This is a genomic window from Marinicellulosiphila megalodicopiae (assembly GCF_045862395.1).
GTDB lineage: Bacteria > Pseudomonadota > Gammaproteobacteria > Pseudomonadales > Natronospirillaceae > Marinicellulosiphila > Marinicellulosiphila megalodicopiae.
Genome location: NZ_AP023087.1, coordinates 4,441,705 through 4,464,177, shown reverse-complemented (window position 1 = coordinate 4,464,177; position 22,473 = coordinate 4,441,705). Strand labels below are relative to the sequence as shown.

19 protein-coding genes are annotated in these 22,473 nt (G+C 35.5%); 9 read left to right on the top strand and 10 right to left on the bottom strand.

All coding sequences use genetic code 11. The features are described 5' to 3' along the window. The first annotated feature begins 33 nt into the window (after positions 1-33). Positions 34-819 carry a hypothetical protein gene (locus TYM08_RS19165; RefSeq protein WP_422380760.1) on the top strand — a complete coding sequence of 262 codons (786 nt, stop codon included), beginning with the start codon at positions 34-36 and terminating at the stop codon, positions 817-819. Positions 820-1,126: 307 nt separating this feature from the next. Then, a complete protein-coding gene (locus TYM08_RS19160; protein WP_422380759.1) occupies positions 1,127-1,465 on the top strand; it encodes a hypothetical protein in 339 nt (112 codons plus the stop codon). A gap of 763 nt (positions 1,466-2,228) precedes the next feature. Here the strand turns inward: TYM08_RS19160 and TYM08_RS19155 are convergent. Beyond that, positions 2,229-2,759 (bottom strand): hypothetical protein, encoded by a 531-nt coding sequence (locus tag TYM08_RS19155; protein ID WP_422380758.1) that lies wholly within the window; start codon positions 2,757-2,759, stop codon positions 2,229-2,231. 1,030 nt (positions 2,760-3,789) lie between these two features. Between TYM08_RS19155 and TYM08_RS19150 the strand changes: the two genes are divergently transcribed. Beyond that, positions 3,790-4,509, top strand: a complete 720-nt coding sequence (locus tag TYM08_RS19150; protein WP_422380757.1) for a hypothetical protein — start codon at positions 3,790-3,792, stop codon at positions 4,507-4,509. Positions 4,510-5,041: 532 nt separating this feature from the next. Beyond that, positions 5,042-5,167, top strand: coding sequence for a hypothetical protein (locus TYM08_RS19145; RefSeq protein WP_422380756.1), 126 nt, complete (start codon positions 5,042-5,044; stop codon positions 5,165-5,167). 326 nt (positions 5,168-5,493) lie between these two features. On the opposite strand, the gene TYM08_RS19140 is transcribed toward TYM08_RS19145, so the two are convergent. Next, positions 5,494-6,912, bottom strand: coding sequence for a hypothetical protein (locus TYM08_RS19140; protein ID WP_422380755.1), 1,419 nt, complete (start codon positions 6,910-6,912; stop codon positions 5,494-5,496). A 178-nt stretch (positions 6,913-7,090) separates the two neighbouring features. On the opposite strand from TYM08_RS19140, the gene TYM08_RS19135 reads away from it, so the two are divergent. After that, entirely contained in the window at positions 7,091-8,569 is a 1,479-nt protein-coding gene (locus TYM08_RS19135) for an ankyrin repeat domain-containing protein (protein WP_422380754.1), read from the top strand. Between the two features lie 387 nt (positions 8,570-8,956). Here TYM08_RS19135 and TYM08_RS19130 read toward each other — a convergent pair whose 3' ends face one another. The 3 genes from TYM08_RS19130 to msrA form a co-directional block, all read right to left on the bottom strand. Beyond that, entirely contained in the window at positions 8,957-9,121 is a 165-nt protein-coding gene (locus tag TYM08_RS19130; protein ID WP_422380753.1) for a hypothetical protein, read from the bottom strand. A gap of 10 nt (positions 9,122-9,131) precedes the next feature. After that, positions 9,132-10,112, bottom strand: coding sequence for a helix-turn-helix domain-containing protein (locus tag TYM08_RS19125; RefSeq protein ID WP_422380752.1), 981 nt, complete (start codon positions 10,110-10,112; stop codon positions 9,132-9,134). A 398-nt stretch (positions 10,113-10,510) separates the two neighbouring features. Then, positions 10,511-11,134, bottom strand: coding sequence for a peptide-methionine (S)-S-oxide reductase MsrA (gene msrA, locus TYM08_RS19120; RefSeq protein ID WP_422380751.1), 624 nt, complete (start codon positions 11,132-11,134; stop codon positions 10,511-10,513). Positions 11,135-11,477: 343 nt separating this feature from the next. Here msrA and TYM08_RS19115 point away from each other — a divergent pair, with 343 nt between their 5' ends. Next, on the top strand, positions 11,478-13,754 hold the full coding sequence (locus tag TYM08_RS19115) for an extracellular solute-binding protein (protein ID WP_422380750.1): 2,277 nt from the start codon (positions 11,478-11,480) through the stop codon (positions 13,752-13,754). A 66-nt stretch (positions 13,755-13,820) separates the two neighbouring features. Here the strand turns inward: TYM08_RS19115 and TYM08_RS19110 are convergent, their stop codons facing one another. Genes TYM08_RS19110 through TYM08_RS19095 form a run of 4 tightly spaced genes read right to left on the bottom strand, consistent with a single transcriptional unit; the run spans position 13,821 to position 16,727 of the window. Next, positions 13,821-14,546 (bottom strand): ABC transporter permease, encoded by a 726-nt coding sequence (locus TYM08_RS19110; protein WP_422380749.1) that lies wholly within the window; start codon positions 14,544-14,546, stop codon positions 13,821-13,823. After that, the gene (locus TYM08_RS19105) at positions 14,543-15,226 is read right to left on the bottom strand and encodes a hypothetical protein (protein ID WP_422380748.1); all 684 of its coding nucleotides are present in this window, start codon (positions 15,224-15,226) and stop codon (positions 14,543-14,545) included. The genes TYM08_RS19110 and TYM08_RS19105 overlap by 4 nt, the downstream gene beginning before the upstream one ends. Positions 15,227-15,235: 9 nt before the next feature. Next, complete coding sequence (locus TYM08_RS19100; RefSeq protein ID WP_422380747.1) at positions 15,236-16,096, bottom strand: ABC transporter ATP-binding protein; 861 nt, start codon at positions 16,094-16,096, stop codon at positions 15,236-15,238. A 43-nt stretch (positions 16,097-16,139) separates the two neighbouring features. Beyond that, the gene (locus TYM08_RS19095; protein ID WP_422380746.1) at positions 16,140-16,727 is read right to left on the bottom strand and encodes a TetR/AcrR family transcriptional regulator; all 588 of its coding nucleotides are present in this window, start codon (positions 16,725-16,727) and stop codon (positions 16,140-16,142) included. Between the two features lie 614 nt (positions 16,728-17,341). Between TYM08_RS19095 and TYM08_RS19090 the strand changes: the two genes are divergently transcribed. Together TYM08_RS19090 and TYM08_RS19085 are read left to right on the top strand one after the other, a co-directional pair. Beyond that, on the top strand, positions 17,342-17,626 hold the full coding sequence (locus TYM08_RS19090; RefSeq protein WP_422380745.1) for a hypothetical protein: 285 nt from the start codon (positions 17,342-17,344) through the stop codon (positions 17,624-17,626). A 519-nt stretch (positions 17,627-18,145) separates the two neighbouring features. Beyond that, a complete protein-coding gene (locus TYM08_RS19085; RefSeq protein ID WP_422380744.1) occupies positions 18,146-20,317 on the top strand; it encodes a hypothetical protein in 2,172 nt (723 codons plus the stop codon). A 176-nt stretch (positions 20,318-20,493) separates the two neighbouring features. Here TYM08_RS19085 and TYM08_RS19080 read toward each other — a convergent pair whose 3' ends face one another. Beyond that, complete coding sequence (locus TYM08_RS19080; protein ID WP_422380743.1) at positions 20,494-21,450, bottom strand: IS1595 family transposase; 957 nt, start codon at positions 21,448-21,450, stop codon at positions 20,494-20,496. A gap of 109 nt (positions 21,451-21,559) precedes the next feature. On the opposite strand from TYM08_RS19080, the gene TYM08_RS19075 reads away from it, so the two are divergent. Then, a complete protein-coding gene (locus TYM08_RS19075) occupies positions 21,560-22,024 on the top strand; it encodes a DUF1870 family protein (protein WP_422380742.1) in 465 nt (154 codons plus the stop codon). Positions 22,025-22,473 lie beyond the last annotated feature (449 nt).

Genomic DNA, 22,473 nt, shown 5'->3' with positions numbered 1-22,473 from the left:
GATCGTATTATTTTATTCGATCTTTATTACCTAATGATGTTAGTTATAAAACTTTTAACCACGCCTATCCTAATCGCTTTATTAACCTTAATTAAAAATCGTTATGGCAATAATATTGCTGGTTTATTTATGGGATTTCCTTTAATAGCGGGCCCAATCACTTTGTTTTTGTATTTTGAGCAAGGAGTGGATTTTGCTCTGTCTTCTTCTTATTACACACTTTGGGGTGTGTTAGGTGTGAGTATTTTTTGTTTGACCTATTGCTGGTGCGCAATAAAGTTTAATTTATATGGATCGTTGATTTTATCATTAATTGGATATGGACTTTTTAGCTATCTTTTTTCAAATATTTCACTCCCTGCTTGGCAAAGTTTTCTTATTATATTAATGGGCTTGGTCATCTGTATTTTTTTATCACCTCAATTAATAATTAAAAAGCAAACGAAAATTAAAACTAAAAAAACAGTTTCAATAGAAATATGGTTACGAATGTGTTTTTCAGTCATGTTAGTTTTTATGGTAACGGCTATTGCCCCTCACGTGGGTGAAACATTCAGTGGTATTTTAGCGGTATTTCCAATTGCGACGATTACCATGGCCGTTTTTACACATATGGAATCTAAAGCGTCCGTTATTTTATTATTAAGAAGTTTGATGTTTGGTTTAATCAGCTTATCTTTTTTCTATTTCAGTTTACTTATATTAGCTTCAACAATTAATTTTATACCTTCGATGCTCATCGCATTAATGATTTCAATTGCGATTCAGTTTTTGTCATTACGGATTTCTAAAAAAATATTAATTAAAAAAGTACACTAAGCCATCCGCTGTTGTGTGTGGTGAGTGTTAATAAATTTTACAGCTGTAATAGCAGTGTCAACTATTCGTTAAACAATTGGTAAGTTGATATTGCTAATTTGGCATTTAGAGTGAATAGGTATGGGTGTCTTAGTTAGTGTTTCTTAGTTAGTGTTTAAAAGTAAAGATATTAGATTTTTAAGAAATTTAGGGGTTGCTGGACCGCTAGCTTTTAGTAATCTATCAGTAGCATCAATTGGCAATGGATATGATATTATTTACAATGGTGATAGTGATCCTTTTGGTATTAGTACAGGTTTAAGTGATTATGATTGGTAAATGCCCTAACTGTAAAGAAAGACTTAGTTTTATAGAGAAGACTAAGTTTAAGAATGTAGATTATAAACAAGAATGTAAAAGATGTGGTGTTACACTCTATCCTTGTGAAAATAATTTTATGGATGGTGCAAGTATAGTTTCACCTATTATCTCTACATTATTAGTATTTCCATTTATAATGATTTGTGGAATCGTTTGGGGAATAATACTTTCAATAGCCGCTCCTATAATAACGATTATTATAATTACTACTTTATTTCAAAATGTAACATTAACGAAGCTACCTGAAGAATTTAAAACTTCAGAAGAGATAGAGAAAGAACAATGAGTGTAAAGGGGCAGGTTGCTTTCTGAATGATACTTTTCTTATACAAATAGTATTGTGAAACAACTGACTTGACCCTTTTCCCTTTTTTGTAGGTTCGGGATTTATTCCGAAATTTTTTGATTTGTTTTTTGCGAATGAATCCGCAACCTACATTTTTTTGTAAAAACCATTCAGCAGATTTGGTATTCGTGTTTTGTAGGCCAAAAAACGACTTTGTGTTTGTTCACAAAGGCGTTTTTGGTTTTTATGGGTTGGTTTGTTTAATTAAAAATTCACCTGCCAGCTTTCGCTGCATCCTAGTGATGCAGGATCACGAGGATCGCGTCTACTATCGGTCATTTCGTGATAGCGAACTAGTAAGACCGAACTAGTAAGACGGACTGAATTAAGAATCATTAATAGCGTGAGTTTTTATTTAGTATGTCTTGGAAGTTTTTTGTGGCTTAAATTGAAATAATCCGCGATATTATTTAATCTTTCATCTAATATTTCCTAGCATAAATACATAGCGACTTTGCGTGCTTCATTACCTGTATTCGGCCCTTTTGCACGACCACGATTCGTAACATGGTAAAACGCATTATTGTATTCAATTCGAAGTGGTCTTGGCATTGTTTTGGGATTTTAATAGATTATTTTTTGTTCATAGTAGAAAAAGTATTGTTAAACAAGCGACTTAACTCCTTTCTATTCTTTTAATAAAAAAACGCCACCGATTATATTAAAAGGTGACGTTTATTTTCATTAATTTTTTCCAAAACACTTATAGTGTTGAATCAGTATTCAAATACTTTATGTTCAATTCATCCACTAAAAATGAAATATAGCCATCCAGTTTTTTCTTTTCAACTGCCTGAGATGAGCCCGCTGCCACCTCAACAAGAATTGTATTGTTTTTAGGCTCATAAATAGCGATAAAGATCTCAGCCCCATAACTAAACGCAGTTGTTTTAGTTTTCAATTGAATATATTGTTTGGGATTATCATATAAATTAATAATTTTATTCCACGCCAAATAATCTTGAGAGATTGTAGTGGTTCCCTTTTTACTTATCTCATAAGTTGCGTTGGAATCCCATGATTTTTCTTCATCAGGAAGCGCATCACCACTATGCAAGACTTTCCACTTTTTGCTTTTTGCAATTTCATAAATTGATTCCAAAACTTCTTCGTATTCAGCTGAGTATGAAATTTTTTCAATATTGATATCTTTTGTTGATATTGTTCTAGATTGAGGCATCGCACATGACTGCATCAAAATTAATACTAATAAAACCTTTATTACATTTATCATTTTTTATCCATTTATAGTTATTTAAATTTTACTTTACAAGTTAGGGGATTATACTGAGGAGATTTTTAAATTCAATCTATATATTAAGTATTAAAAATTACAAAATTTAAAACCAATATCCATCCCAGTTTGCAGGATTAATCAAACTTATTTACGACGAATATGGAGTGATATGGGTCAAGTCGCTTGCTTAATGATACATTTCTTATACAAATAGTATTGTGAAACAACTGACTTGACCTTTTTTCCTTTTTTGTAGGTTCGGGATTTATTCCGAAATTTTTTGATTTGTTTTTTGCGAATGAATCCGCAACCTACATTTTTTGTAAAAACCATTCAGCAGATTTGGTATTCGTGTTTTGTAGGCCAAAAAACGACTTTGTGCTTGTTCACAAAGGCGTTTTTGGTTTTTATGGATTGGTTTGTTTAATTATATGATTAGCGTCAAACCTTGACTTCATACCCCTTGGCAGTCCGAAGTCAAGACTCGACCCCATTGAATTCCGACCCCATTGAATTCGACCCCATTGAATTCGACCCCATTGAATTCGACCCCATTGAATTTCGGTTATCAATCAATCTTAAATTGTAAGTAGAAATAAAGCTTCGACATATATTCGGATTCATTGCCAAAAGCTTATTAAGACATCCACAGTTGTGTGGTTCTAGAAATGCATTTTTGATAGCCTGCACTCATAAGATCACGGGCCTACAGCTTTATCTGAAAAATATTGCTGGGTCTGAAACATGGGGCGGGTAGTTTTGATTGCTTTTTAGAGTGAGTGTCTCTGTGGATCGTCGTCTGTATTTAAAAGCAGTGCGTGAAAAAAATATCTTTAATGAAAAGTAATTGATAATATCGCAACACTATAGAGAAGTCTGAAAAAGACACCGCTTAGTATTAAGATCTTTAAGCAGTGTTAAATAATATGTGTTAAGAAATTTGGCACTGACTTCAATCATTAGATGATAAGAAGGCACGCGAAATCATTTATTTTATCCCCCGAGTTAGTCTCTGTTAATTTTTAATATGCGTATTCACACTAAACTAATCATTTTATCTATTTTTCTTGTTAATGGCGTCTTGTTAATATTTTTAGTGAGAGACCACAATAAGCAATATGAAAATCTGCGCCAAGGAGTCGAAATAGAGCGTGCGATGCAAGGCATGCAAAGCTGGCAGCCACGTCACGGGGTGCTGCTTGTTGAGCATGTGAGAGCGCCTATTATTCAGATGGAAACTCAGTTTCGCAGTGCAGAGGTTAAGCGTTTACTTGGTGGCAATGTCAGTATTTATTTTGCCTACATTGATCAGGGTGAATGGAAATTTGCGCGTGAAGATTTCCAAATCCGTTCGGGGCATTTAGATGGTTTGCTTGATCTTATTCGGCCAAGCCCTCGTCAATTACCGCCAAGTGAAAATAATACTTCCACATCTCTCAATTGGAACGAAGCTAAACGCAAAACCGAGCAATCAAATAAATGCGAACAGTTTTTGTATAATACAGGTGAGCTTCGACAAAAGTTGGACAAGATGGCTTTCACTGGTGAGGATATGCGAAGTTGGTTGGCGACTACGAGAATGTGTCAATCGCTTAAGCGTGTCGTTGTTTGGGTTTCACCTAATGGTAGTGAGCAGTCTGTCCTAAAAGTCGATAAAGATCAGAGGGAGCGAAATTCAATCGCGCAGCACATTCGAAAGCGTCGTGAGCAGGATTTTTTCGAGAATGTGTTGCCTGATTCACCTTAAATACGACTGAATTTAGTTAAGTGCTAACAGGACACACACTCTTAAGTACTAACAGAGTGATATGGGTCAAGAGCATAGATATGGGTCAAGTCGCTTGCTTAATGATACTTTTCTTACACACATAGTATTGTGAAACAACTGACTTGACCTTTTTTCCTTTTTTGTAGGTTCGGGATTTATTCCGAAATTTTTTGATTTGTTTTTTGCGAATGAATCCGCAACCTACATTTTTTGCAGGCCAAAAAAACGCCTTTGTGTTTGTTCACAACGGCGTTTTTGGTTTTTATGGGTTGGTTTGTATAATTATATGATTAGCGTCAAACCTTGACTTCATACCCCTTGGCAGTCCGAAGTCAAGACTCGACCCCATTGAATTTTCGAAGTCAAGACTCGACCCCATTGAATTTTAATTATATGATTAGCGTCAAACCTTGACTTCATACCCCTTGGCAGTCCGAAGTCAAGACTCGACCCCATTGAATTTTGACCCCATTGAATTTTACAAGACCCTCAAGAAGTTGAGCGATTGGCGTTGAAATTAACCCAGCGACCTGCATTAGATAATCAGCATACATTTAAAGTCAGTTACTTAAATGAATTGGGTAATTTGATGCTATTTGAAAGCCCTGGCGTTATTTTCAGTAATGAAAATAACTGATAATAAAAAAAAGGGGGAGGGGGCAAAGCTTGACTTCGGACATCACTAGTGTGTTCCTGCGGTCTGAAGTCAAGATTTGACCCTATTGATTTCATGCCTTAAGCCTTCTTGCAGTAAAACGAAAGGGTCATTAGCAATCTATTCGTGCATTGCTGTGCTTATTATATTCCTTTAGGCATGTTAACCCTCCACAATCCTCAGTTACGTTTACGACTTTAATCATCAACTGGTAACGGTGAATCGTTAGCTGGGTTTTCTAGGTGATTTTTTTTTGACTTAGCCTTGGTGTTGGCAATAATCGCATCCTTGCGATTAGCATTTAGCTTCTATTGACCGGCAGCCCACCAATGAACATTTATTGTCTTTCCTGGTTGAGCAGGAATCGTTAGGGTTATTGAATCGTTTCTAAACCCAAGACTAACTGGCGACCAATAACCATTTAAATTATACGAGTTATTCAAAGAATCAATTACAACGATTCCATCAAGGCTTTGTTGGCTAGAGGTAAATCCAAAAGTGATTAAGCTTGGATCCCAGTTCCAATTATTTCCGGCAATGACTTCAATGGTGATCTCTTCTGAAAGATCTAAAGTAGTAAAAGAATGCTCAGCACCTAAATTTATGATTTCTGAATCAGTTGTCGTAACTGGACTTGCTATTGTTAAGGTCGTAGGGTTAGGGTAATTAATGGTATTCCAAATTAAAAAACCATCGTCTGCATCTAAACCTGTGATGAATCCAGCACTGGTTTCTATTTGGGTTGTGATACCGTTTGAATATTCAAACAGTTCAGTCGGAGTATCGGCAGCATTGCCTTCAGTCCAATATAGGTTACCAGCATCTACTTGAGCATCATTTACCGAGCTTTCACTCAACAATACTGATTCACCATTTACAAATGTGTACAGCTCTTTTGGAACAAAACCGAACGAACTGACACTTCGTTGAAAAGTAATCACATTATCTTCTATAAGCGCATTTACTTTAACGCCACTTGGTGAGTTATAGACATTAGTGACTTGCGAAAGCCCTTGTGAGTTATATTGAAATACTTCATTAGAAACCGTGTCGTTTGAGCCAATCCATACAACTGATTCACCATCAAAACTTGTCCATGAATTTATTGAGTGATTCGTCGGTGTTATTTGAGTCGTCGTAAAACCGTCCCATAAAAATATTGCACCTGATTGTCCCCAAACTATTTTTCCATCAGCCACATGTATATTTTTGCTGTAATCATTAACTGAATATCCAACGTTACCCGATGTGATTTGTCTGACACTAACGCCATCATAAAAGAAAATTTCATTGGCGTTATTTACTTGTTCGACCCACGCCACATTGCCATGATCATCATAAGAAAACCCGCTTTTATCTGTATTGGAAGAAGTGATTGCCGTGATTGAATTATTTTTATATGAAAATAATGTTGCAATTAATTCTCCATCTGTAAACACCGTTTCACTCCAATACAGTGTTCCGTTTGAAATGTTAATGTCTTCTTTTATTGTCGAGCTATCTACAACAACAAACGCTTGACCACTTTCTATCAAAGATATTTTAGTGCCTAACGCACTTAAGGAAGAATTAGCCACCAAACCTGATTCTAAGTCACGATCTGAATACCCGCCTTTCGTTTCATTTAAAACTTGTGTATTAAATTCTGCCATCACTGGTGATGAAAAAGTTAAACCTGCTAATATTGTTGCTAATACAACTGACGTTTTGTTGATTTTTCTGTTCATTATTTTTTACCTTATATTAGAAAATAGTATCTTAATAATTAAAATGAGTGTCTATTTATATTACCACCAAACATTCATAAACATTGTGGTGCAAATATGCAACGCACTGTTGAGAAATTATTATTTGTATTGCGCAATTATTTTCATTTTAATATCGTTATTTAAAAGCAAAATCATTATGAAACTATCTAAAATTATTATATTTATTACATTAATCAGTGCATTACATGCTCAAGCTGATGATCAGGATTTATTGTATGACGCGATAAAATCAAAACAATCACAAAGTGCCATTCAGCTTATTCAAAGTGGCATAGACTTAAATTTTGAATTTCAATACTCGCCCTTAATTCTTGCAATGCAAACCCAGCAAGTAGACGTATTTACTGAATTACTTAAACAGGGCGCGGACATAAATACCCGTTATAGCTTTCCTGTTTCTGCTATCGCATTTTCATTACATCAAAGCGATGATCAATATTTAAAATTAATATTAACATTTTCAAAAAATGCAGATGTGGATCAAGCCGACCCCAATGATTATGGACACACATTATTAATGAAAGCAGGGTTGCTTGGAGATATTTCAAAGTTTGAAATATTACTCGCACATGGAGCAGATTTATCAAAACCTGATAATTTCAAAGATCAGGTGCTAGGTGTTGTGGCTTATAAAGGTCAGGTGGACATGGTTAAACATATCCTGACAAAAGAGGTGGACATCCACCACAAAAATAGACGAGGCAATACCGCATTAAATCATGCAACATCACAAGGACACTTAGACATTGTTAACTTGCTTGAAGCTAAATTAGCAGAGAATAAACAAAATGCACTTTCACCCCATAATTTTCAAGACATCGAACATCAAGGCACGTTTGCCCCATTCAAACCCGATCATATTCAGGTGGATAAACAAGGCAAAATTTTAGCATCGGCACCGTCTACAAAAGGCATGTTTTTAAGTTTCTGGGAAGGCGATTCGAATGAATACCCTATTGCTGAATCGGTAGGCATCGTTGGCTTTGAATTTAATAGTCAAGGTGATTTGATTATGGCAGATTTTGTAGCGGGATCAGTGCTTAAGCGCGATTCTAAAGGCAACGTTTCTGTCCTAGCGGATCAACTTAATCGCGTAACCGGTTTGGCCATTAACTCAAAAGACGAAGTGTTTGCTGCCATGTTTAATGGCTCGAATAACCACAGCATTGTGCAAATCTTTCCAGACGGTACTATTAAAAAAGTCGCAAAAAAAATTCAGGTAAGAGGCGTGATCGGTTTAATATTTGATGACAGTGATAATCTATACGCAGGTAGCTGGGATAGCGGGACAATTTATAAAATCACCCCAAAGGGTAAGATTTCAGTATTTTCAAAAATACCCAATATTCAAGGTAACGGCATTAATCAAATCACCTATGGTCAAGGGTTTTTATACACAAGCGCCGGCACCCCACGAAAGCTGTATCGTATTGATGCAAGCACAGGAGAAGTCGAAACAGTTACTGCTAAGTTATTAGGGCTTAATGAAGATGCAAACCAAGATTTATTAACCGACCTTAGCGGCGCCATTACTTTATCTAACGATGGGAAAACACTTTATTACACTAACGCACAGCAAGCACTTGTTAAGCTTAGCGTGGGAGATAAAGACTGATCAACTAACCTAGAAAGATCCACTCGTAGTTAGTTGAATCAAATTAAAAAGCCTCGGTCATGCAAATGATCGGGGCTTTTTTGTGGGCGAGTGCTAACTGTGGGCGAGTGCTTGCCCTTGTGGTAACTTGTTTTAAAGAATATTTTAAGAAGTTAGCAGTGAAGGCAAGCCATCACCCACATTGATTTGTTCGATGGTTTTGTGGGTCGTAAGCTTGCCTACAAGGATGTAGGTAAGGCGCGAGAGCAGGACGCGGTAGCTTTGCTGCGACAAAACTAATTCGAGGTTGATTTTTAGTGCGTTTAAAAGGAGAAGGGGTCAAATCGCTTGTTTAATAAAAAAGGAGAAGGGGTCAAATCGCTTGTTTAATAAAAAAAGGAGAAGGGGTCAAATCGCTTGTTTAATAATACTTTCAATAATGGTGTTAATTTTCTTCGAAGGAGAAAGCATAGAAAGGACATCCACTTTTGGCTGTAAATAGAGCGCAATAATAAAACCAATATCATTTATAATTCTGTTTATATCATTACCAACATACTCTAAACCCGTCACCCAACAAACCCTAACCCTCATCCTTCTCCAGCAATTCCATCAACCCAACCAGCGCCACAAACAACACTGCACCCACTGGCCAAATAATCCAAGTGAATCCCCAGTTCATGGTCCATAAACTCCAGCCTAAATACACGGTGGTTAATAACGGCCAATAAAAAGCAGCGAGTTTTTCAGCTCGTTTGGTGCGTTTGCTTTTAGGCGTATCTTGCGTGGTGTCTTTTAGGATGTTGTTGAAGGCATCCATTTTGGCGGATGCGGGTATCACTAAATATAACCCTACTGCGATCATGAGCATTAAGACATTTAACATCATTAATACGATGTCTGTGCCTTTGAAAAACACGCTGACAAACATCAAGGGGGCAAAGCATGTAATGAACAAGAAGATGCCAATGGATAGTCTTAGGTTATAAGTGGGTCTGTATTGCTGTAGCTTTTCTTTAAATACGCTGTGCACGCCATAAGCCAATTCAAAGGGGTCGTTATCAATTTGGCTGATGTCGTTTTCATATTGGTTGATTTTGATGAAAAAACTGACGGCAATGGAGATCATGATTAACATGCCCATGATGCCAATCGCTGTGGCGATGTTACCGGTTAGGTTTAATCGTTGGGTATGCGCCATGGCCAAGAAGAAAAACAAGGGAATCACTGAGCATACACAAAGTAACACGCCTTTGATGGTTAAGGCGGATACTGCCATTTTATGTTCGATGTACTTTGCGGCTTGTTCTAGGCTTATTTGAATGGCGCTTGTCTCGTTATGGGGGGCGCCGTCGTCAAATGTTTCGATCTCGTCTTTTAGTAGGGAGTCGGTTGATACATCAAACAGCTTGGCTAACAATATGATTTTGTTTAAATCGGGGATGCTGTTTGTGCTTTCCCATTTTGAGACTGATTGTCTTGATACGCTCATTTTGTCGGCCAGTTCTTCTTGAGACCAGCTGTTGTGTTTTCTTAATTTGACGATCTTCTCTGCTAAAATCATAACGTTCTCTTATTCGTTTTAATTGTGCTAAGCATAGGTAGTTAGAGGGTTGCAGTCTAGCAACTGGGGTTGGTAATGTGTCAACTGGTGGTTGCTTTTGGGGTAAATGGGTGGAATTAGCGTTATTGTTTGAATTTAGTTAGTTTTGTCGCAGTAAAGCATATGACCTACACAGCAAAGCTACCGCGTCCTCGGCAATATGTTCCAGACATTGCTCTACTACCTACTTCCTGTAGGCATGCTCTCGGCCCTTACCTACATCCTTGTAGGCAAGCCTTGAGGATGGCATCATTTACCCATTTGAAACAGGCCCTTAAAATAAGACCAAAAAAAGGCCAGTACCGCAGTACTAGCCTTAAACAAAAAGTTAACTATTCTTCAAAAAATATAAGATTTAACTACTTATGTTTTTTGCTCTCAACTGATCCCCAAAGCTTTTTAATTTTACTGTCACGCCCACAACTAAATCGGTAATACGAGTAACGCTTTGGATTTTTTGTGTAGTAATCTTGGTGATAATCTTCTGCTGGGTAAAACTTGGTGGCAGCTAATATTGGCGTCACTATATCTTCGCTGAACGGTTTATTTGCTTTTACCTTGGCTAAGGATGCTTCAAACACGGCTTGTTGCTCGGCATCTTGATAGAACATGGCGGTTTTATACGGGCCGCCTTTGTCACAAAATTGTCCGTTTGCATCGGTAGGGTCAATGGTTTTCCAGAAATAATCAGACAGGGTTTCAAGTGATACCACTTCGTCATCAAAGGTAATTTTTACAGCCTCATAGTGTCCTGTATTTTTAGAGGACACCTGTTTGTAAGTTGGGTTTTTAGTGTGACCGCCGATGTAACCGGACACGGCTTCACTCACACCTTCAACGGCTTCAAAGTCTGACTCGACACACCAAAAACACCCACCTGCTACGATTATGGTTTGGGTTTGCGCGTATGAATTACCTATTAAGGCTGTGCTTGCAATTAGGGTTAATCCTAATGTCATTTTTAATCTGCTAATAATTGTCATCGTTTAAATCTCATCTATGTTTCGGTTATATGACTTTAGAGTGCCTAAACCTGATTAATTTACAAAAATAATTATATTTTTTTGTAAATAGTCTGTTATTACCCATTAGCGCCTAGTATGACGACTTTAAGATTATCTTTTTAGAATGATATAAATTGTAATGATAAAGTTATTTAACCGCTTCATCACTATTCATTAACTGCATTCTATATATTTTCTTTTCATTTGTGATTAAAAGAAATGGTATGATAGCCACGCATAATGCAGTTAATAAAAAATCGTATAAAATGAGGAAATAAATGTCAGCTTTGGATTAAAGTTAATAAGTAGTACAGTAATAAGTTTGTTGCTTTTAGGGTGTAATGATTCATCTGATACACCTGTTACGTTATCAGAGAATGGAATTTGGTATGGAACTGGCACTTTAGAATTAAATAATTCAGGTAATAGCCAGTATAATTTCACAGTAACAAAAGATGGTTTGGTCGAAATTAATTTGAAATCAGAAGAGGATGCCTATTTAGTTTTATTAGATAGTGATTACAATTTAGTTAGTCAAAATAATGATTCAACTGAGGGTTCAACAAATTCTAAAATTAATGAAACTTTAAATTCTGGGACATACACCATTATTGCTGCAAGTAATTGGCTTAATACTTTTGGTGAATTTGAATTAACCGTATCTTCTGAAGAAAATATTGTGTCTGGTTTAGTTTTAGAATATGCAAGTACTTATACTGGGCCTCTAAATTTTGAAGGTTCAGTGCTTTCTGAAAGTGAAACAACACAAATATGTTTAGATTTAAATGATAATTATAAGTGTGACGAAAATGAATATTCAATGTCTTCTCAAAATGGTGAATATTCATTTGATAAAAAAATACTTATTGAGTTGAAGGAATACAATTTAGAAAAAGTACGCGTACTGGCAAAAGTTTCTAATGATGAAGAATTAAATTATTTGTTGGTGTCAAATAATTTAAGTGATTTATATATCTCACCAATGAATACTTTATTAAATGCATATATGAATTTTAATCCTATGCAAACCAAAGAAAGTGCGCAGTTAAATTTATTAAATGAGCTTAATATTTCATCAATTGGTCTTTATCTTTTTGAGCGAGGTGAGGTGTCTGCTTCATCACATTCAAACAATATGAAATTCTATTCAGTTTCTAAAATTGTAGAAAAAGAAATTGAAGTTGCCTATAAAAGTGCTTTTGAAATTGGAGAAAATAATTCACAACTAAGCCTAGATGATGAATCACTTCATTTGTTTGTTGCAACAATGATAATTGAAAAGTTGCCCGAAATTGCGCAACAAGTAGAGGCTAAAATTAATGAGGCGTCAAATATAGAGTTAACTGATTATCAAACATTAATTGATGAGGCGGATACCGGTTATACTGAAGTTGAATTTTCTGAACAATTAGATATATATTCAGAAATTGTATTAAAGAATATCGAAATTAATGCATTTGGTGATTATGGTAATTACTTTCAAACCCTCTATGAAGATTTAAATTCTACAGCTAACGTTTTGATAAAATCGACTCCTAATAGCTGGGGGGTGCATCATAATCAATTAATTTTAAATTTAGAAAATGGATCAGGTGCCGCAGATGTTGAATTAATTGATACCGGTTTAATAGGTGGATACCTAAATGACGGAGCATTGCTTGATTTGTCTTCTGAATTTGAAATGTATAAAAATAATATGGTGGATTACGCGGTTTCTCAAGGTCAAAACGAATTGGGGCAACAAGTTGCGATCCCTGTTGATTTAGGTCCAGGTGTTGCTTTTTATCGTAGAGATTATATGGAAGGCTTAGGATTTGATTTGACAGAAGTGATGGATTCGTGGGAGTCGTGGTTGTCTTATGGTCGAACGTTGCGTGATGATCATGATGTGTATTTGGTTTCAAATGTCGATGGAATTGCTCGAGCTATTATTTATGGAACAGTTGAGCCAGGTAACGGAATTTACATTGGCGCCAATGATGAAGTGTTAGTTGAAAATGAAAGATTTAAATTTGCATTTAATATGGCTCTAACGTTACGCAACGAAGGTTTAGATGCCAGTTTGGGTATGTGGAATGATGATTGGTATAACGGATTTAATGATGGTTTGTTTGCCATGGAAATTCAAGGTGCTTGGTTATTAGGTCATATGAAAGGTTGGATTGCGCCGGATACATCTGGTTTGTGGGGGGCATCAACTTTACCTGCTGGTATTTATGGCACATGGGGCGGCACATTTGCAGCGATTCCGACCCAGTCAGCAGATAAAAAAGACGCCGCTTGGAGAGCGATCGAGTACATGATTTCTCCAGAGGCTCAGTTAACAGGATTTAAAGAGTGGGCGATGTTTCCTGCAAATAAAACAGTATATAGCGATGCCATTTTTGATGAAGAAATAGCGTTTTTAGATGGGCAAAAAGCACGTTTATTATTTGCTGAAATTGCTAATAATGTGACGCCTATATTGCCTAGTAAATACGATAATATTGCTGAAACACTTATTGTAAATACAGCGTTGCAAGAAGTACTTGCTGATGGTCGAGATATAGATGAAGCACTTAAAGATGCAGCTGATCAATTAGAAGCACGTATGCAATAGTTTTTGAATTAAACTGTAAAATTAAAAACGCCCATTGTTATGGGTGTTTTTTTTGTCTGTTATTTATTATTTCAATTTCATAAACACTTTCAAAAACGCCATAATTATGAAAACAGGGTAAACAATTGCAACGATTAATCCACCTATCAATCCATAACTTAACCCTGATTCAAAATTCCAAAACACAAAACACGGCCAATAAGTGGGCATAAATCCGTTTAACCAGCCTAAGCCATCTTGATAAATCCAACCTAATATTGGCGGTATTAAAAACAAACCTGATATTTTAGACAGCGCCAGTCCTTGAACTTTATTAGATGCCAGGACAGCTAAAAATAAACCAAAACAGGGTGCTAATAAAAGCGATATAACGGTCACTAATAAATCGCGCATAAAATTAAACGGCACAAGTTGGCTGATCCACAAACTTAGTAAGGTAATGGGGATAGCCATTAGAAGCGGGCCGACCATTTTCTTTAATAAATACCCCGTTAAACTGGCAGGGGTTAAGGCAATAGCAATTAATGAGTTTTCGTCTTTTTGATCTAATAATAAAAACCCAATCACCAAACCAATTACAAGCGGCGCGGTTAATACTAAAATTGACTGTCCTAATTGTGCAAATTGCATTAAATCGTATTGATGATTCTGCATAGACCAAATTTGTAAACCGGGTAAAACAATTCGTGCCAATAACGCTAAGACTACAGGAAATAATATCATCCAAGGCAGCATCGGGTCGCGCTTTATTTGTAATAATTCTAATTTGATATTATGAGTTAGCGTGCTCATAAACCTTCTCCTGCAATTTTATATAGGTTTTTATGGTTCCAATAAAATAAACCACCTAACACAATGGCACTGCTTATTAATGAGAACATCCATTGTGAGAGATTGCCTCCATCAATAGAAATATTTAAAAGCATTAATGGACCTTGCATGGGATGTAAATAAAATAACCACGAGTCGCTAAATTCGAATAAATTAAACACAGGTAAAAATAAAACAAACATAATAAAAATAGACGGAATCATAAATTCATTTAACGAATTAAAATAGTTAATGCAAATTAAACCTGTTAATACAAAGGTAGCCGACATAACTATGATGCCAACAACCGCTAAAAATGAAACCTGCTCGTGTCCTGCACCAATATATAAAAATGCCAAACTTTCTAATAATGTAAGCACACCAAGGCTTGCCACTTTACTCAATAAATAATGGGATTCACTCATGGGTGTGAGTATTTGTGCAGCCAACGTGCCTTCGTCTTTTTCTAATAATCGAATGCCCGCCACAAAATATAAACCTGATATTTGTAAATTGCCAAATACTAAAAATGGCAAAATGTGTTCAACCTCTGCAATGGGTGTAAAACGTAAAATTAAAATCCAAATAACAGTCACAAATGCCGCTGCGCCATAAAAACCGTTTTGCCACTGTAATTTTATATCTAATAAAAAAGTATTCATTATTAACCCTTACACTAATGTGCGTCCTGTTAATTTAATAAATACGTCTTCTAGTGACGCTTCACGACTGTGTAGTGTGCGCACTTCAAGGTCTTTTAAAATGGTTTGAAATTTTGTGTTGTCAGATAAACCGACCATCGAAAATTCTTCAAATTTTATTTCGTGTTCGTTTACATATTCAACAATTAATGCAGCTGATCCATGTTTGATTTTTAGCTCGTGGGGTTTTTCAATGGTTGATACATGTCCATCTACAATAAATGCCACGCGATCGCATACTTGATCTGCAATGGCCATATTATGAGTGTTCATTATTATGGTGCTTCCGTTTTGTTTTAACTCAAACAATATGTCTTTGACCATTTGTGACGACACAGGATCTAACCCAGAAGTGGGTTCATCTAAAAATAACACTTCGGGTTTATGAATTAATGCACGCGCTAACGACAAGCGTTGTTTCATGCCTTTTGAAAATTCGCTTATTTTTAAATCAGCCGCATCCAATAAATTCACCTTGGCTAATAATTCTTCGGCGCTGTAAATAGGTTCGCCTTTTTTATACAGTGTTGCAAAATAATTTAAATTTTCACGAGCGGTTAATTTTTTAAAATGATTGGGTAATTCAGGTTGAATGCCAATATGCTGATATAAGTCCCGATTCCAATTTTGTATGGGTTTGCCTAATACTTTAACGTCACCTGTGAACTCTTTTAATAATCCAATCATAATTTTTTGAATGGTGGATTTACCTGCACCACTTGGCCCTAAAAATCCAAATATTTCACCTTTGTTAATGTTGAAGTTAATATTGTTTAACACGTCCACTTTGGCTTTTGGGTATCTAAATGTTAAATTTTTGATAGTAATCATTTTGTTGTCTCTTCAATTTTAAATTATGTGATGTATATTTAAATTACTTAGATGGATTACCTAACCCATAAAAGAAAAAATCCAATGCCCATTTTAGTCGCTGTTTTGTGTCTGGCATCAAACTGATAAGACTTGATTCTCGTACCATGTGATCCAATGATTCAAGTGAAAACCAAAGTAGTTCGTCGCTGATGTCTTTGCGTATTACACCTTCTTGCTGTCCTGTTTTTAAAAAATCGAGCATGAATTGTTTTTGTTGTATTGCCGCTTCACTCATTAAACTAATAAGCTCGGTATGTTGATCGGTAAAAAGATCACTGATGAATGCGTCGCCCATTTTATTGGCATTGGCCATTTTCTCAGCAATAATTTGTTTTACTTTTTCTTGAAAACTGATGTCTTTTTGATTAATGCGATTAAATGAGTGTTGCCCTTCGTCGATCAGTTTTTGAGTCACACCAAGGGCAACCTGCATTTTGTTTTTGAAGTGTTTGTAATAGGTCACTTTGGACAAACCCGCTTCTAAACAAATGGACTCCACTGATGTTTTTTTAAGCCCCTGTTTAAAAAAGAGTCGTTGCGCGGCAAAAACAATTTGTTGAGCTGATGTGTATTTTGTTGATTTTGGCATGTTTACGGTTTCTTGAACAAAGTGATGATTTCGTAAATAATTATAGTTTACACTTTATTGCAGTCAAGGTGAAAACCGTTAACCTGATTAACTGGTTTATTAAGTAAGCATTACGCCTGTTTAGCCCTTTAAATATGGGCTAGAAAATGAAAAATGAATCACATATATTGGCTAACTTAGGTCTTACTTTCCCAAAATCAATAAAAGTGTAAATGTACAAGCGGTGAGAAGCATGCAAATAATTAAAATATCAGCTGAGTGTTGAATAGTATTCATGCAATATAGATTTCGTTTAATAGGTATTAGTGCAGACTAGCGCTCAATTGCTAATATAAATGTGTGAGAAATCCATCTATTAATGTTATGCATTAATTTATAAATTAAAAGTCATTGAACTGCGTAAGTTTGTAAGTTACGATCGAAAAATAGTTGATGGTATCGATTTAGAATTGTTTGAAATTTGATGGAAATAAAATTCAATTCAAGGGTTCAGTCTAAATTTGTAACATCAATTAATATAGTTGAGAGTGCGTCACTCTAAAAAGCGCCGTGTCATCCGAAAAACGTTAAGAGTAGGAATTAAAAATTAAACACTTTATATAAAGGGATCCAATATGAAATTCAATAGAAAATTTTTATGTTACACATTATCTACAGCTGTCATTGCATTAGTATCTATACCTTCAGCGTACGCTGATAAAGTAAGGGTTGATGAAGACGGTACGAATAATTGTAATGCAACGGGCTCATCAGTTACCTGTACGTCTGGCACAACGTCACGAACATATACTGGGTGTTCTGCACATCGATATGGTGGATGGATGTGTAATAGCGTAATGATTGCTCCTGATGGAACGGTAACATTAAGGTCGGTTGACGAACGTACAGTTTCAGAATAAACCTACTTGTAAAATCGTTTGTAAAATCGTTTGTAAAAATCGAAATCTGAAAGGTTTCGATTTTTGTAATGATTCAATTTCTTACCATGTATTTCTAAAATTACATAATCAGCCATATAGGATTGTTCCTGGTTTGTTCCTTAAACTTTCCTTTAATTGTCTATTGTTGTGTGTTGTCATTTCTCGCTGCTACACTTTTTACAGTCAAATTTTTACTTCACTGTTTGTTTTATTGTGAATAAAATTATTAACAGTGCAACTAAAAATTAAAAGTAATTATTCTGTAATATTTATTACATATCTTTAATGAGCATAATTTTTTTGAGTTCGATTAATTGAATATAATGTGGTTTTAATTAAATAATACTTAAAATTATTACCTTTCAAATTGCGCATAATGTTGTGTGAGCTGAATAGTGATTTAAAAACAGAGCGCTACTGATCAAAACGCCGTGTCATCCGAAAAACGTTAAGAGTAGGAAATAATAAATTATGAAACTTTGTATAAAGGGAACCTGTATGAAAAGTAATAGAAAAAACGCATACCTTATTAAATGCCTGCTAACGCTATTAGTTGGTGTAATCGCATTGCCAGCTGTAGCTGCTTCGTGGACACCTTGGTTGGATCGAGACAGTCCAGGTGGTAGTGGTGATTACGAGCATTTGAACGGATTTACAAGTAAACAAGTGTGTTCTGAGCCTTCAGCCATTCAAGCAAGACTACGCGGCAGTATCCATATTATTTATGATGGAAGTTTAGCGCCAGATTTGTTGGCATCGTTTTCACCAGAAGCGGGTTTGGTGTGTAAAAATAATCAACAGCAAGATAAAAGATGTAATGATTATCAAGTTCGATTTTTTTGCGGATCTACTCAATTACAAGATTCAAAGTTGAAAGTAAAATCCGTTGACACGATGCGATTAACTGAAGATGAAAATGGGTTAAATTCAGTTGCTTTTGTTACGATGACCAAAGAAAGTTTAGAGCTTACTGAAGAAAATAATTTTGTTTTAGATCTAGATTCAAAACAGGTATTACTTTTTGATGATGGCATTGGAAAAGATAAAGAAGCCGGAGATGGTATATTTACCGGGTTGTTTTTTGAAGATGTGAAAGACGCATTAGCGACTGATTCTAAGACATTAGAATTGATTAATAGAATTGAAAAACCCATCAGTTTTGAGTTTTCTTCTCGCTCTGTTCTGACTAAAAAAGTATTTCCACAAATGGACAGTGTTGTTGAAAAACAGTTAAAAGAAGTAACATTAGCTGATGGTACAACCGCGATCATTGTGGATAATTCTTTGCATAGTGGAGGTATTTTACCAGGTGTCGTGAATGAGGAAAATGCATTAATTATTAATGATGTAGATGTCATAGCAGACCCAGCTTTCACTTATGATGCTTGTAATTCCGATGGTACAGGTAATGATATAAATCCAAACGCGCCTTGGTCATTTAAAACATTAATGAGTCAATTAAATGCATCAAGTAATACCGGTTTAACGGATCAAGAGTTTATTGTTAATTGGTTAGAAAATTGGTTACAAACAAATAGCGTAAATGGTTTTAGTATTGCTGCAAGAAAAGGCGTTGTTGAATATTTCAAAGACGCAACAGGTAATGCTTTTAGTGCAAATCAAGATTTAACAAATATTGATATTGACCAATTACCATTTCGATTATTGGCTATTGTGAATCGTATTGATCTATCAAAATCGACCGCTTATGGTCAATCTGGTCAACCAGGTGAAATTCGATTTGTGTTTGGTTTGTTGAATATGGATCAACAAGGTGGGTGTCAGTCAATAGGTCTAAATAAACTGACAGTCATATTTGAATATGCCGATACAGCTGATGTGTGCACAGAGATCAACGCAAGAGCTAATCAATGGATTGATTTAGATAATATTGCTGGAATAAATGGACAAAATAGAAATACATTAGCATTCAAAAATGCACTAAAAGATATTACAGATGATGTGACAATTAATGGTGCTACTCAATTAAATCAATTGCGGACCAATGATTTTGCATTTGATGGAAAAAATGTATTTTCGCCATGGCAGTTAAAAGAATTTGTGATTGATCCAAACACGGGTTTAATTACGCCAGACACAATTAAACAAAATCCAGATCCTGCATTATTTCGTAATGGATCGAATTTGATGGCGGATTATTTAGAACAAAATGCCGGTGATATTTTGTGCGAAGCTCATGTTGTACCTGAACAGTATTCATTCCAAGGTCAGTCGCACAATTTCTTGGGTGCATTTGCAGACTACACAGTTGGAAATATGTGGAACGCACCTATTAATCCAAATAATTTACCAAGCAATTTCCCTAGCTGTCATGACACTTCTGTCACTGCTATGGCCAGTTGGGTGAATCAATCAGCATTAATGCAAAGTGAAGTGCGTCATAAGTTTTCATTAAATACCTGTGATGACTGTCATTCTGGTGAAACGGATACTAACTTTGTTCATGTAGATCCTGTCTCTCGTCAGTTGTCAGGATTTTTAACAGGGATTTCAGTTGATGATGCAATTATGCAAGGTGACATCACGCGTGAATTTAATGACTTAGCAAGAAGAAACCAAGTGCTAACCAGTTTGGCTTCAAGTCAAGCCTGTGGTATTAAAGTACTTAATTCGTTTCATGCTTTGCAACCTGCAAATATTGTTCACTAAGCTATTTAAAATAAACACTATTTAAAATAAACACTATTAAAAATAGTTAAATTATAAATTTCAAAAGGCCTTGCTAATTTTTAGTTGGGCCTTTTTTTATTTCTGTAATGCGAAATTTCAGTGTATTTCTTGGCTGTATTTGATTAATAAATTTTTATGTTTTGGCTCTAGTTTGGCTATGTTTCGAAACAGTGTTGCTGCAGCGCTAATAGTTTGAAAGTATTGGTTTTTTCATACTTTTGAGTTTCTAGTGCTCTAAACCAACCCAAGTAATGTCCAAGATATTTTGTTGCTACACCATGAAATCGTTCCATCCATTTTTGTAAACGACAGTTATATTCGTTTACATTTTTAATATGAAACACTCCTTCAACGGTTTGAAGGTTGTGACTGACTTTGTGTAAAATTTGATGTTGTTCGCAAAGCTTGTTAAATACGGGTTGATTATCGGTACATAAAATACATTGGCTTGCTAATCTCGGCGCTAATACTTGATCGATATTGTCATCTGTTACAGCATTTAAAATAAAATCCATTTCATGATGCGCTCGATCTACTGCTACTAATACGGGTGTCCATTCTTTGTTATTTAATTTTTTTGAAAGGGTTTTTTCTCCGCGTTTTCGTGGCTGTCTTTTAATATTCCTCTCGCCTTTTTGAGAGAATTTAAAATAAGTTTCGTGTGCCTCAATGATGCCTTCAAGCTTTTCGGGTTGGTCGGTTTGAGCCATACTTAAAAACCTATGCCGCCAATTGAAAGAAGTACTTAGAGCCATATCTGTTAATTTTGCACATTCTCTCAAAGATTTACCTTGCACCATGTTTTCAATATAAGTAAGCCATTTGGCATGGTTGTGTAATCGAAAAAATTGAGTGCCATTTGTGCACATAAATGTACGAGTGCAACCTTTACACCGATAACGTTGCCTGCCGTGCGCTTGGCCAAAACGTATGATTTGACTAGAATGGCATTTGGGGCAATGAGGGTGTTGATCCAATTCTATTTCTAAATTTTTAAGTACGGGGTTGGGTGTAAATGGATGCGAGCTTAGACGTTTTTTTATCAAATCGCACTGGGGTATTGTGAGTTTTTCAAGACTATCGATTAATGTTTGATATTCAATGTGTTGCATAAAGTGATCACTTTTTATTCTGTTATTGATTAAGCTTAGAATATTTTAAAGGTTTCACAAATTAACAACACTATTTGAAAATATAGCCTGCGCTATTAACGGTAATGATATGGTCAGACTTATAAGTTTACGGATTAAATGGAAAATTAGTGTAAGCTGCACCACACAATTAACCAGAGAAAATCAGAAAATGCATGCTGCAGAATTTAAAACACTACGTGAGGCGCTAGGCCTTTCAATTTCCACTCTTGTAAAAGTGATTGATGTGGATGAACGTACTATTCGTAAATGGGAAGCAGGTAAAAAGAAACTCCCTCAAGGCGTGGTCGACTCATTAATTGAAATTGATGCACTTGTTAACAAAAAAGTTACGCAGGCGTACCAAGGGTTTAAGCAATCTGCACAAACCACTGTTGTACTTTATCGCTTTATTGAAGAGGAAGATCTTCACGCTCATCATCCAGAATTTGAATCACTTCCAATGATGACCTTTGGCGTGGTACTGCAGCGCTTAAAGTTGAAATTGGAAAGTGAGCATGTTGAGGTAACCATTGAGTATTATCAAGATGAATAGGTATTTGTTGTATGTTTTATGTAGTTTGTAGTTTTCAGTTTGCAGTTTGTTTCATAAAATATTTAAGCTTGAGTATTCATTGAGCACAATCCATAACTGTTCAGGCAGCGATCAAATTTGGGTGTGAGCGCAATAGATAACTGTAACAAGCTTGAAACTCATTTCTGATTTTGCAATTTTAAAAGCTAAATCAGCCCATATATAGAATTTATGCTGTGAATTAGCCTGCTGCTCGCACGATGCCTCTGACATTTTGAATTTAATAGCATGTATTGGGCAGTTAATTGTAAAAGTTTTAGGCTAATTGAATGTAAATTCTATTTTTATACACAGTATTTTATACAGTGTAAAACCTTAGGTGCTACTTATTTGGATGATTTGACGCTATAAATTAAGAGGTTACTGATCATATTAAATAGTTATCCACATATTTTCACATGCCTATCTCG

What these genes read in the sequence shown, in the direction of transcription:
- TYM08_RS19100 (WP_422380747.1), bottom strand. Translation starts at nt 16,096, where the DNA reads ATGATTACTATCAAAAATTTAACATTTAGATACCCAAAAGCCAAAGTG.
- TYM08_RS19075 (WP_422380742.1), top strand. Translation starts at nt 21,560, where the DNA reads ATGGTCAGACTTATAAGTTTACGGATTAAATGGAAAATTAGTGTAAGC.
- TYM08_RS19140 (WP_422380755.1), bottom strand. Translation starts at nt 6,912, where the DNA reads ATGAACAGAAAAATCAACAAAACGTCAGTTGTATTAGCAACAATATTA.
- TYM08_RS19155 (WP_422380758.1), bottom strand. Translation starts at nt 2,759, where the DNA reads ATGATAAATGTAATAAAGGTTTTATTAGTATTAATTTTGATGCAGTCA.
- msrA (WP_422380751.1), bottom strand. Translation starts at nt 11,134, where the DNA reads ATGACAATTATTAGCAGATTAAAAATGACATTAGGATTAACCCTAATT.
- TYM08_RS19085 (WP_422380744.1), top strand. Translation starts at nt 18,146, where the DNA reads ATGAAAAGTAATAGAAAAAACGCATACCTTATTAAATGCCTGCTAACG.
- TYM08_RS19105 (WP_422380748.1), bottom strand. Translation starts at nt 15,226, where the DNA reads ATGAATACTTTTTTATTAGATATAAAATTACAGTGGCAAAACGGTTTT.
- TYM08_RS19135 (WP_422380754.1), top strand. Translation starts at nt 7,091, where the DNA reads ATGAAACTATCTAAAATTATTATATTTATTACATTAATCAGTGCATTA.
- TYM08_RS19095 (WP_422380746.1), bottom strand. Translation starts at nt 16,727, where the DNA reads ATGCCAAAATCAACAAAATACACATCAGCTCAACAAATTGTTTTTGCC.
- TYM08_RS19160 (WP_422380759.1), top strand. Translation starts at nt 1,127, where the DNA reads ATGATTGGTAAATGCCCTAACTGTAAAGAAAGACTTAGTTTTATAGAG.
- TYM08_RS19110 (WP_422380749.1), bottom strand. Translation starts at nt 14,546, where the DNA reads ATGAGCACGCTAACTCATAATATCAAATTAGAATTATTACAAATAAAG.
- TYM08_RS19125 (WP_422380752.1), bottom strand. Translation starts at nt 10,112, where the DNA reads ATGATTTTAGCAGAGAAGATCGTCAAATTAAGAAAACACAACAGCTGG.
- TYM08_RS19165 (WP_422380760.1), top strand. Translation starts at nt 34, where the DNA reads ATGATGTTAGTTATAAAACTTTTAACCACGCCTATCCTAATCGCTTTA.
- TYM08_RS19090 (WP_422380745.1), top strand. Translation starts at nt 17,342, where the DNA reads ATGAAATTCAATAGAAAATTTTTATGTTACACATTATCTACAGCTGTC.
- TYM08_RS19150 (WP_422380757.1), top strand. Translation starts at nt 3,790, where the DNA reads ATGCGTATTCACACTAAACTAATCATTTTATCTATTTTTCTTGTTAAT.
- TYM08_RS19080 (WP_422380743.1), bottom strand. Translation starts at nt 21,450, where the DNA reads ATGCAACACATTGAATATCAAACATTAATCGATAGTCTTGAAAAACTC.